A 12,027-nucleotide genomic window follows, 5' to 3' on the forward strand; every position below is an offset into this window, starting at 1 on the left:
CTGCATTTCTATTATACAAGATGTTTTCACATAATCCCTACAGTCAATCTTTTTTGATTATAGACCATCTATATAGATTTTATTGCACACAAAAACAAGCTCAAAAGAGCTTGTTTAATTATAATCATCTTCAATTAAACCATCGTCACCATCATCATCTGATGTATCTTCTTCATCATCTGCATAAATATCATTCATATCAATATGCACTTCATCAAACTTATGACGACTTCTTAAATCCCAGCGATTTTCTCCTACTGTAATAAAACGTCCATCTAACGTTATATTTGTATAAAACAATGATTCATTTTCTTCCTGATTATTTTGATCAAAACCTTTAATTTCAGAAACTTCCTGCCATAATTTATAAAAATCTACCGGTTTTTTCTTTTTTGTCATCAAATCATAGGCAACATCTACCATTGAACTCTGTTTATAATCAACCATAATATCCTCCTACATTTTTTCTGGTGCTTCAACACCAATTAAATTTAATGCATTCTTTAAAGTGATTTGTGTTGCTTTTACTAAAGCTAATCTTTGTGATGATAAATCTAAATGATTTTCATCAATAACATAACAATCATTATAGAACGAATGGAATAATTGTGCAAGTTTTTGAATATAATTTGCGATTTTATGAGGTGCTCTTTGTTTTGCACTTTCAACAATTTCATTTCTAAATTCATTGATATGTTTAACAAGTTCAATTTCTTTTTCATGGACAAGTAATTCATAATGATCAGCCATTTCAATTCCTGCCTGAGCTGCCTGTCTTTCAATAGAGCACATTCTAGCATGGGCATATTGTGCATAATAGACAGGATTATCATTTGATTTTGACTTAGCAAGTGATAAATCAAAATCAAATGGTGAACTTGCTGCTTTAGATACAAAGAAATAACGTGTAGCATCCACACCAATATCTTCAATTAAATCCTTAATTGTCACTGCATTTCCCGTACGCTTACTCATTTTCACAACTTCTCCATTTTCAACCATACGAACCATCTGCATAATATCAATGTTTAACTGATCAGCATTATATCCTAAAGCTTGAATAGCTGCTTTCATACGTTGAATATAACCATGATGATCAGCACCTAATAAATCCACCAAATATTCATAACCACGATCTAACTTATTTAAATGATATGCAATATCAGGTGTTAAATATGTATAACTTCCATCACTTTTGATAAGGACACGATCTTTATCATCACCAAATTCAGTTGATTTAAACCATAAAGCACCATCACTTTCATAAGTATATCCTTGATCTTTTAATTTTTGAATGGTTGGTTCAATCTTATTATTTTCATATAATGAAGTTTCACTAAACCAGACATCATGAACAACTCTAAATTCTTTTAATATATCTTTAATTTTTTGTAATTCATGTTCTGTTCCAATTTTTCTAAAATAAGCAATGGCTTCTTCTTGAGAAACATTTAAAAAACGATCGCCATATTCTTCCTTTAAGTTTTCAGCAATCTGTATAATATCTGCACCATGATATCCATCTTCAGGTAACTTGGCTTCTTTACCAAAAGTCTGTAAATATCTGGCATATAAAGACAACGCTAAATTCGTAATCTGATTTCCTGCATCATTAATATAATACTCACTTGTGACATCATAACCAGCTGCTTTCATGATACGACAGATACTATCACCAACAGCAGCCCCCTTCGCATGTCCTAAATGAAGATCTCCAGTAGGATTCGCTGATACAAATTCAATATTATATCGAATACCCTGTCCATAATCAGAACAACCAAAATGATCCTGTTCAGTTAAAACTTCCTGAATAACTGAAGTCATTGCATCTTTTCTTAAAAACAAGTTAATAAATCCCGGACCTGCCATTTCTACATGTTCAATATGTCCTGCTTCTAAATCTAATGCATCAATCACAGCTTGTGCAATCTCGCGAGGATTTCTTCTTAACACTTTTGTAAGTTGCATCGCAATATTTGTCGAATAATCACCATGTGCTTTATCTTTAGGAATTTCTATTACAATTTGTTCAAGTGGATAATCTTCCACAAATTTTAAATCAACAACCGCTTTTTGTATGACCTTCTTTAATGAAAGTTCTATTTTATTAATTGCCATGGTACCCTCCTTCTTCCATACTTTTAATACAATATCATATTTAACGATATAGTCAACATTTTTTCTACATTAAAGGTGCAAATAATCTTAAAATAGCTTCATATATTCCTTTGAAACGACGACTCTCACTGAGTGTGACTTTTTGTGATAAGGCAAAGGTTTCCTGAAAATCACGTGAAATCTCTTGAATGACAGACTTTTGTGTCAACATGATGTTACATTCAAAATGTAAATAAAGGCTACGATAATCGAAATTAATCGTTCCAACAGTGGCAATTCTCTGGTCACATAAAACCATTTTCGCATGTAAAAAACCTGGTTGATATTCATAGAATTCTACACCAGCTTTCATTAAAGAATAATAATAAGAACGTGTCACGTGATATACATTTTTCTTATCAGGAATACCCGGTGTAATAATATGAACACGAACACCTTTTTTTCTTGCCAATAAAAAAGCCTTCATCATCGTATCATCAATAATAAAATAAGGTGTCATAATCCATATCTCATTTTGTGCCTGATTAATCATATTTAAATAAATATGTTCTCCCGTTTCTTCATGATCCACAGGTGAATCACCATAAACAACCACATAACCATCATTTTGGATGGGTGGTAAAATCTCTGGAAGATAAAGCAAATAATTTTGATCTTGATGTCGATAAGCATTCCATGTTGATAAAAACATCGTTGTCAGATTCCAGACACCTTTTCCCTCTAAACGCATTCCTGTATCCTTCCAATGACCAAAACGCATTTTCACATTGATATACTCATCAGCCAGATTAAAACCACCACTATAACCAATATATCCATCAATAATACATATTTTACGATGATCACGATGATTCATCGCAACCGATAAAAAAGGAACAAAAGGATTAAAGACAACACATTGTATACCCATCTTTTCCAGTTCTTTTTCAAAATGATAAGGCAAAGTTGTCAAACTTCCTACATCATCATATATCAAACGAACTTCAACACCCTCTTGAACCTTTCTTTTCAGTAAATCTAAAATCTGTTGAAACATCAAACCTTGAGAAACAATAAAATATTCCATAAAAATATATCTTTTCGCTTCTTTAATATCCTTCAACAAATCCCTATAACAATAATCTCCTAAAGAATAATAACGACATTGTGTCTGTAAATATGTTCCATATCCTAAATCAGATAAATAATGCAAACCATCTTTTTTATCTGGATCTAAACAATCACAGACATCATCTTCTAAAATCATATAAGGACGCATTTCATCCATAACAGGTTCTAACATTTTTCTAATCTTTCTCGATGGTTTCTTATTTCCAATGCATAAATATAATAATCCTCCAAACATAGGAAACAATAAAATGACAATAATCCACACTGTTTTATATGAAGGATTTTCATCTTTACTCACTAAACCTAAAACCACAAGAAAACTGATAATATACATCAAAGGATAAATCCATGAATAATGTGTCCATAATTCCCTGCCTGCAAAAATTATCCAAATCATCTGTAGAAAGATACATATACTAAAAATAAAAATACGATTTAAAAAAATCTTGAGAAACTTCATGCATCCACCTTTATGGGATAATCTTTAAGCGTAATCATAATATAAACCATAGAAATCATTCCTTGATGATCATATAAGGCATATTTCATTTGAATCATCTGTGAAGATGCTTTAAATTTCAGAAGTTCTGTTTTTAATTCCACTGTTCCATAAGGTAATTGATAATGATTCCATACCTTCTTTTCCTTATGAAATCTTAACAGTGAATCTCCATTTTGTAGATGAACTTCAACCTCATCAAAAGAAATTTGAATCTTTCCCTGATCTGTTTGAAAATGTAGTCTTGTTTTTTGACCATAATCAATCCATCCGTCCACTTTATATTCTATAGTCTGTTTTTCATCACCTTGTTTAAAAATAGCTTTATAATGAACTTGTTTTGTTTGATTCATTTTTATCACCGCCTCCATTATATCAAAATTTGAAAAGAAAAGTCACGTTTTATTTCTCCAATGAATAGAATGATCTTTTTCGGCAAGAATGAAAGAATGAGGTGATGGACATGAAAAAAATAATCAAGTGGTTAAGAAGAATTGTCATTGCAGGTTTTGTTTTTATGATCTGTGTTTATTCAATCAGTTATTTCATTGAAGCCCCCGATTTAAATGGTGGCCATATTATCAGAATGTATGATCAAAATCAAAAATTATTTTATCAATCTCAACAACAAAGCAATGATGTCGCCTTAAAAGATGTATCACCTTATTTTTTAAAAAGCATTGTCGCCATTGAAGATCATCGTTTTTATGAACATCGTGGTTTTGATCCAGTTGGTATTTTACGTGCCATAAAAGCCAATATCAGTGCTAAAAGTCATGTCGAAGGAGCCAGTACACTATCCCAGCAATATGCTCGATTAATGTTTTTAAACAATGAGAAAACATGGTCAAGAAAAATACAAGAAGCCTTCTTAACAGTTCGTTTAGAAACCCATTATAATAAAGATACCATCTTACAAGGCTATATCAATACTGTTTATTTTGGTCATGGTATTTATGGTATTCAAAATGCCAGTCTTTATTACTTTAATAAAAAACCTATAGACCTAGATTTAAATGAAGCCAGTATGTTAGCAGGTGTGATTAATGGTCCAGAATATTATTCACCTTTTAAAGATTTAAAAGCAGCCAAAGCAAGACAAAAAATCGTTTTAGATGCTTTAGTAGAAGAAAAACAAATTACACAACAAATTGCGAATCAAACATATTCAACACCATTTCAATTGAATCCCCACCCATCTTCTACTATTCAATGTCCCTATCCCTATTATCGAGATTGTGTAATTAATGAATTAAAAACACTGGGGTTTTATACTGATGAATATGTCAATCAGGGATTGAATATTCAAACAACATTAGATACTCAAATTCAACAACAACTCAATGATGTTGTAGAAAAACAAATGAAAGATCGTGATGAACTAGAAGTCGCCAGTATTATCCTTAACACCCAAACATCAGGTGTTTTGGCTTTGGTTGGTGGTAAAGATTATGCGACATCACAATTCAATCGTGCAACTCAGGCTTCTCGTCAAGTTGGTTCAACCATGAAACCTTTACTTTACTATATTGCTTTAGAAAATGGCTTTACACCGACAACCAAATTCAAAAGTGAACCGACAACATTTCAATTAGAAAATGGAAAAACATATACTCCTACCAATTTCAACAAAAAATATGCCTATGGTGATGTTACAATGGCACAGGCAATCGCTCTTAGTGATAATATTTATGCAGTTAAAACGCATATGTTTTTAGGAGAACAGGCACTCGTTAATACACTCACATCATTTGGATACCAGCATATCTCTCCTCATCCCTCACTGGCCTTAGGGACACTTAATACCAATATCTATGATTTTTCATCCATTTATACAACATTGGCTCATCAAGGCATTTATAATGAAGTTCACACCATTACTAAAATCACCAATAACAATGGAGATGTCTTATATGAATATGAGCCTCAAAACAAACAATTACTTCAACAAGATACTTGTCTTATGATTAGTCAATTACTAACTGCTCCCTTTGAAAAATCATTTCAATCCTATGCCAGTCCCACAATGATGAATTATCCTGTTAAAACAAAGTTTGCTGTAAAAACCGGTTCTACACCTTACGATTCTTTATGTGCCGGTTACAATCCTCAATATACCCTTTTAAGCTGGGTGGGATATGATGATAACCGAGAAATGAATATGACTTCAGATACCCGTATTCCTAAAGTCATTTTCCAGACAATGGCAAATGAGCTGCAAAAAGAAAATCTATGGTATGAACCAACGGACACACTTCAAGTCAAACCTATCAATCCTATCACTGGCGATTATCAGGAAAACGGTCTTGTTTTCTGGTTTAAGGAATCCTCTTAAACACAAATAAAAAAGATGTTTTTTGATTTTCTATTTACATATTTTGACGAGTATGTTAATATAATGGCAATGAGGGAGTAGTCTCACAATATGTGTGATGTAATCAACAATCGCGAATAATTTATTATTCTGGTGCATCTTAAAGACAAGACTCGTTAAAGAATACAATCTTTAGCGAACTTGTCTTTTTTGTTTGTTGAAGATGATGAATGGAGGAAAAAATATGTATTATCAAAAAAGTATTGAAGAAACATTAAAAGAAACCCATACAACTGTGGAAGGCTTATCTTCACAAGAAGCAAGTCATCGACAAGCTAAGTATGGAAAAAATGAACTTGCTGAAAAGAAAAAAGAAAGTCCGTTTTTGATTTTCTTAAAACAGTTTCAAGATTTACTTGTTATTATTTTAATTATTGCAGCGATTATTTCTGGTTTAAGTGGACAGCTGGAAAGTACTTTTGTTATTGTGGCAGTGATTATTGTCAATGCGATTTTAGGAACTGTTCAGACATTAAAAGCTGAAAAATCATTAGAAAGTTTAAAGAAACTTTCAATTCCTAAAGTCAAAGTTTTGCGTGATGGACAATTATGTGAATTGAATTCTAATGAATTGACAATTGGCGATATTGTCCAGATTGAAGCGGGAGATGTTGTTAGTGGTGATGGACGTATTATTGAATCAGCATCTTTACAGATTAATGAAAGTGCATTGACAGGTGAAGTGGATAGTGTTGACAAAACGATTGATACGATTCATGAAGAAGTCATTGTGGGTGATCAAAAAAACATGGCTTTTTCTGGAAGTTTAGTCACAAATGGAACAGGTCGTTATATTGTCACAAGTATCGGTATGGATACAGAGATTGGAAAAATTGCATCTATGCTTAATGAAGCCAAAGATCGTAAAACACCTTTACAAAAGAGTTTAGATGATTTTAGTGGAAAATTATCTATTGCAATTATGATTATTTGTGCCATCGTTTTAGCATTAAATCTATTTCTAGCTCATGAATCATTATTAGATGCTTTAATGATTGCGGTCGCTTTAGCCGTTGCGGCGATTCCAGAAGCTTTAAGTTCAATTGTAACGATTGTATTATCAATGAGTACTCAAAAGATGGTCAAAGAAAATGCAATTATTAAAAATTTAAATTCGGTTGAAAGTTTAGGTTGTGTATCTGTTATCTGTAGTGATAAAACAGGAACATTAACACAAAACAAAATGACACCACAAACACTTTATTTAAATCAAAAGTTATTAGAAATCAATGAATTAGATAGTCATCAACATGATCATGAAGTTCTTTTAAAAGCTTGTTTATTATGTAATAATGCAGTTATCAATGGTGATCAAAGAATTGGTGATCCAACAGAATTAGCTCTCATTGATTTAGTGCATATGCATACTCAAAACAATTCTGAATTTACAAATTCAGCAATTCGTCAAAATGAATTACCTTTTGATTCTGATCGTAAACTGATGAGTGTTTCATCACTTCACCATCTTTATACAAAAGGAGCTCCAGATGTTATCTTACAAAGATGTTCTACTATTTTAATCAATGGACATAAAGAAACATTAACTGAACGTTATAAAAATGAAATTCTACAACAAAATCAAAATTATGCCAATGAAGGTTTACGTGTATTAGGTTTTGCATATAAAGATTTTCAAAAAGATGAAATCACTTTAGATGATGAAAATAACTTAACATTTGTCGGTCTGGTTTCTTTAATGGATCCACCAAGAGTTGAAAGTGCTGATGCTGTTGCAAAATGTAAAATGGCTGGTATTAAACCGATTATGATTACCGGTGACCATGTTGTGACTGCAAGAAGTATTGCTAAAAAGATTGGTATCTATGAAGATGGCGATTTATCTATTGATGGTCAACAATTAAATCAAATGAGTGACGAAGAACTGGATGAAAAATTAACACATATCAGTGTCTATGCCCGTGTTGCTCCTGAGCATAAAATTCGTATTGTCAAAGCATGGCAAAAACGTGGTGACATTGTCGCAATGACTGGTGATGGTGTCAATGATGCCCCTGCTTTAAAACAAAGTGATATTGGTGTTGCAATGGGAATTACAGGAACAGAAGTATCTAAAGATGCTGCCAATATGATTTTAACAGATGATAATTTCTCAACAATTGTGAAAGCTGTTATTACAGGGCGTAATGTTTATAGAAATATCAAAAACGCTATTAACTATTTATTATCTGGTAATTTTGCAGGAATTATTTGTGTCTTTATTGCTTCTTTACTATTATTACCAACACCATTTTTCCCAGTACATTTATTATTTATGAACTTAATCACTGATTCTCTACCAGCTATTGCGATAGGAATGGAAGCTGGTCGTAATGATGTCTTAAAAGAAAAACCTCGTCAAGCAAATGATTCTATTTTAAATAAAACAACATTCTTACAAATCAGTTATGAAGGAATTGTCATTGCTATATGTACAATGTGTGCTTACTTAACAGGATTAAAAGGTGATCCTTTAACAGCATCAACAATGGCTTTTGCAACAATTTGTTTAGCCCGTTTATTACATGGTTTTAATTGTCGTAGCCATCAACCTCTTACAAAAATTGGTTTCTTTACAAATCGTTCAAGTATTATAGCCTTTATTATTGGATTTGGATTACTTCATTTCATCCTATTTGTACCTGCAATGCATGGACTATTCATGATTCATACTATTTCTCTTACACAATTATTCATCATTTATGGTTTTGCATTATTACCAACAATTATTATTCAAGCAAGAAAAATGCTTACAAAATAAGCAAGTCAAATCGACTTGCTTATTTTATTTCTCCACATTTCTTTAGAATCTTTTCAACAATAGCACAAGCTGGACAATCACAATATTGAGCCCCTTGTGCTTGAATTTCCTTACTATGTACTACAATATCTTTTGCAGTTTTTTCACCAAAATAATCTTGTCCAGCCTTAGAATCAGCAAAAGCAATTAAATTTTCGATAGGCATAATATCTTCCTTTAATTCAGCAACATACTTTTCAGTCATTACTTTTTCATTTTCACTACCAATAGCATTTAACCATTCATTTGCAACATCCTTTAATTCTTGACAACATGTTGGTGTCTTCAATAATTCATGAGTAAACTCTACAACTTCATTTAAAATTTCTTTATTCATATTCCTAAATCCTCCTTAAACTCATTTTACACTATTTCTATCAATAAAACATCCAACAAACAAAAATATTTATAGAATCATCACCACTAAATTATTTTTTTTGTAATTTGTTTAATATTAAGGAACGATTATTTATCATATCAAAGGAACTCAAAGTTCCTTTGATAGTTATGAGTGAATTAACCTGTAGAAATCATTGTAGCTTATATTCAAAAAGATATAATCATCAATCCTTTCTAATTGTGTCTTACTACACTCCTTCACCCATTCAAAGTTTTTGTTTGGAAATTTCTTTAACAACAATTTCATTAATTTTTTAATTTCTCCTCGTTCTTCACCAATATCTTCTCCTTCTTTTTTTGCTTCATTAATTAATTCTTCTAATGCTTCACACATTGTCCTCTTTCCTCCTTCTTGTTTTTTGAAATAACTGACTCTTTTTTTTAACACTTCATAATACATATCATCAGGATTATTGCACAGCATATCATGCATTAGCTTTCCTAATGGTGTTTCATCCTGCATTGATGCATTTAAATAGATGATATGTAACTTATCTTTAAAAACATTGCCATCTTCTCGATATCTTTGTATATGGTCTAGCATTTTACCATTTTTTAATACATCTTCCTCACATATAAAAACAACATATATCTCTGGAAACTCTTTCCATCCTTCTTTTGGATAAGACAAATCACAATCCAATATACTGGCATGATATCTTGCCCTTATAGGTGAGGCATTGTCTTTGTTTTTTTCTACCTCTATACCTATCACTGCTCCTTCATGCGTATAGACAACAATATCCAATTCCACCGATCGACTGCCTACTTGCTTATGGTCCTCCTGTGTTTCGAATCTCTTGAGTGAAAACTGTTCACCAAAGATAATCTTCATCAACAGTTCAACACATTGATAATCCTTGAATATCATTCTCATAAAAGTATCATCAATAGGTCTTAATTTATTTAATACTTTTAGATATTTCTCATTCATTGATCGTTCCTCCTTTTTGATTTTTATAGTTGATTAAACCTTCAATATTTAAGGAACGATTATTTATCTTATCAAAGGGATTCAAAGTCCCTTTGATAGTCATGAATGAACTAATTTATAGAAATCACTGTAGCTTATATTCAAAAAGATATAATCATCAATCTTTTCTAATTGTGTCTTACTACACTCTTTCACCCATTCAAAGTTTTTGTTTGGAAATTTCTTTAACAACAATTTCATTAATTTTTTAATTTCTCCTCGTTCTTCACCAATATCTTCTCCTTCTTTTTTTGCTTCATTAATTAGTTCTTCTAATGCTTCACACATTGTCTTCTTTCCTCCTTCTTGCTTTTTAAAATAACTGACTCTTTTTCTTAACACTTCATAATACATCTCATCAGGATCATTGCACAGCATATCATGCATTAACTTCCCTAATGGTGTTTCATCTTGCATTGATGCATTTAAATAGATGATATGTAACTTATCTTTAAAAACATTGCCATCTTCTCGATATCTCTGTATATGGTCTAGCATTTTACCATTTTTTAATACATCTTCCTCACATATAAAGATAACATACATTTCTGGAAAATGACTCCATTTCTCTTTTGGATAGGACAAATCACAATCCAGTACACTGGCATGATATCTTGCCCTTATAGGTGAGGCATTGTCTTTGCTTTTTTCAACCTCTATGCCTATGATGACTCCTTCATACGTATAGACAACAATATCCAATTCTACCGATCGACTAACCACTTGCTTATGGTCCTCCTGTGTTTCAAATCTCTTGAGTGAAAACTGGTCACCAAAGATAATCTTCATCAACAGTTCAACACATTGATGATCCCTGAATATCATTCTCATAAAAGTATCATCAATAGGTCTTAATTTATTTAATACGTTAAGATATTTCTCATTCATTGATCGTTCCTCCTTTTTGATTTTTATAGTTGATTAAACCTTCAATATTTAAGGAACGATTATTTATCATATCAAAGGGATTCAAAGTCCCTTTGATAGTCATGAATGAATTAACTTATAGAAATCATTGTAGCTTATATTCAAAAAGATATAATCATCAATCTTTTCTAATTGCGTTTTACTACACTCCTTCACCCATTCAAAGTTTTTGTTTGGAAATTTCTTTAACAGCAATTTCATTAATTTTTTAATTTCTCCTCGTTCTTCACCTATTAATTTTCCACGTTCTTCTCCACGTTTTTCACCAATATTTTCACCCTCTTTTTTTGCTTCAGTAATTAATTCTTCTAATGCTTCACACATAGTCCTCTTTCCTCCTTCTTGCTTTTTAAAATAACTGACTCTTTTTCTTAAAACCTCATAATACATGTCATCAGGATCATTACACATCATATCATGCATTAACTTCCCTAATGGTGTTTCATCTTGCATTGATGCATTTAAATAGATAATATGTAACTTATCTTTAAATTGTTCCTGCTTGTCAATATAGCGTTCAATATGACTCACTAATCGTTTTGTTTTCAATACATCTTCCTCACATATAAAGACAACATACATCTCTGGAAAATGACTCCATTTCTCTCCTGGATAGGACAAATCACAATCCAATATACTGGCATGATATCTTGCCCTTATAGGTGAAGCATTGTCTTTGCTTTTTTCAACCTCTATACCTATCACTGCTCTTTCATGCGTATAGACAACAATATCCAATTCCACCGATCGACTAACCACTTGCTTATGGTCCTCCTGTGTTTCAAATCTCTTGAGTGAAAACTGTTCACCAAAGATAATCTTCATCAACA

10 protein-coding genes are annotated in these 12,027 nt (G+C 31.7%); 2 read left to right on the top strand and 8 right to left on the bottom strand.

The window, feature by feature from the left end; genetic code table 11:
- Window positions 1-114 precede the first annotated feature (114 nt).
- The 4 genes from rpoE to B5E75_RS11360 all read right to left on the bottom strand — a co-directional run bounded on the left by rpoE (window position 115) and on the right by B5E75_RS11360 (window position 4,080).
- Window positions 115-447 carry a DNA-directed RNA polymerase subunit delta gene (rpoE, locus tag B5E75_RS11345; RefSeq protein ID WP_087359322.1) on the bottom strand — a complete coding sequence of 111 codons (333 nt, stop codon included), beginning with the start codon at window positions 445-447 and terminating at the stop codon, window positions 115-117.
- Window positions 448-456: 9 nt separating this feature from the next.
- Window positions 457-2,118, bottom strand: coding sequence for an arginine--tRNA ligase (gene argS / locus B5E75_RS11350; RefSeq protein ID WP_087359324.1), 1,662 nt, complete (start codon window positions 2,116-2,118; stop codon window positions 457-459).
- A 64-nt stretch (window positions 2,119-2,182) separates the two neighbouring features.
- Window positions 2,183-3,688, bottom strand: coding sequence for a cardiolipin synthase (gene cls, locus B5E75_RS11355; protein ID WP_087359326.1), 1,506 nt, complete (start codon window positions 3,686-3,688; stop codon window positions 2,183-2,185).
- A complete protein-coding gene (locus tag B5E75_RS11360; protein ID WP_087359327.1) occupies window positions 3,685-4,080 on the bottom strand; it encodes a DUF1934 family protein in 396 nt (131 codons plus the stop codon). The genes cls and B5E75_RS11360 overlap by 4 nt, the downstream gene beginning before the upstream one ends.
- A gap of 110 nt (window positions 4,081-4,190) precedes the next feature.
- On the opposite strand from B5E75_RS11360, the gene B5E75_RS11365 reads away from it, so the two are divergent.
- The gene (locus B5E75_RS11365) at window positions 4,191-6,062 is read left to right on the top strand and encodes a transglycosylase domain-containing protein (protein ID WP_087359329.1); all 1,872 of its coding nucleotides are present in this window, start codon (window positions 4,191-4,193) and stop codon (window positions 6,060-6,062) included.
- Between the two features lie 223 nt (window positions 6,063-6,285).
- A complete protein-coding gene (locus tag B5E75_RS11370; protein ID WP_087359331.1) occupies window positions 6,286-8,859 on the top strand; it encodes a cation-translocating P-type ATPase in 2,574 nt (857 codons plus the stop codon).
- 19 nt (window positions 8,860-8,878) lie between these two features.
- On the opposite strand, the gene B5E75_RS11375 is transcribed toward B5E75_RS11370, so the two are convergent.
- The 4 genes from B5E75_RS11375 to B5E75_RS14625 form a co-directional block, all read right to left on the bottom strand.
- Entirely contained in the window at window positions 8,879-9,235 is a 357-nt protein-coding gene (locus tag B5E75_RS11375; RefSeq protein ID WP_087359333.1) for a molecular chaperone Hsp90, read from the bottom strand.
- Window positions 9,236-9,403: 168 nt separating this feature from the next.
- On the bottom strand, window positions 9,404-10,231 hold the full coding sequence (locus tag B5E75_RS11380) for a PD-(D/E)XK nuclease family transposase (RefSeq protein WP_087359335.1): 828 nt from the start codon (window positions 10,229-10,231) through the stop codon (window positions 9,404-9,406).
- A 99-nt stretch (window positions 10,232-10,330) separates the two neighbouring features.
- Window positions 10,331-11,158, bottom strand: coding sequence for a PD-(D/E)XK nuclease family transposase (locus tag B5E75_RS11385; protein ID WP_087359337.1), 828 nt, complete (start codon window positions 11,156-11,158; stop codon window positions 10,331-10,333).
- A gap of 99 nt (window positions 11,159-11,257) precedes the next feature.
- Window positions 11,258-12,027 (bottom strand): PD-(D/E)XK nuclease family transposase (locus B5E75_RS14625; RefSeq protein ID WP_162607687.1); only part of this gene is annotated, 770 nt, incomplete at its 5' end.

Origin of the sequence: Massiliimicrobium timonense, from assembly GCF_002160865.1 — a bacterium.
In the GTDB taxonomy this organism is placed as follows: domain Bacteria; phylum Bacillota_I; class Bacilli_A; order Erysipelotrichales; family Coprobacillaceae; genus Allocoprobacillus.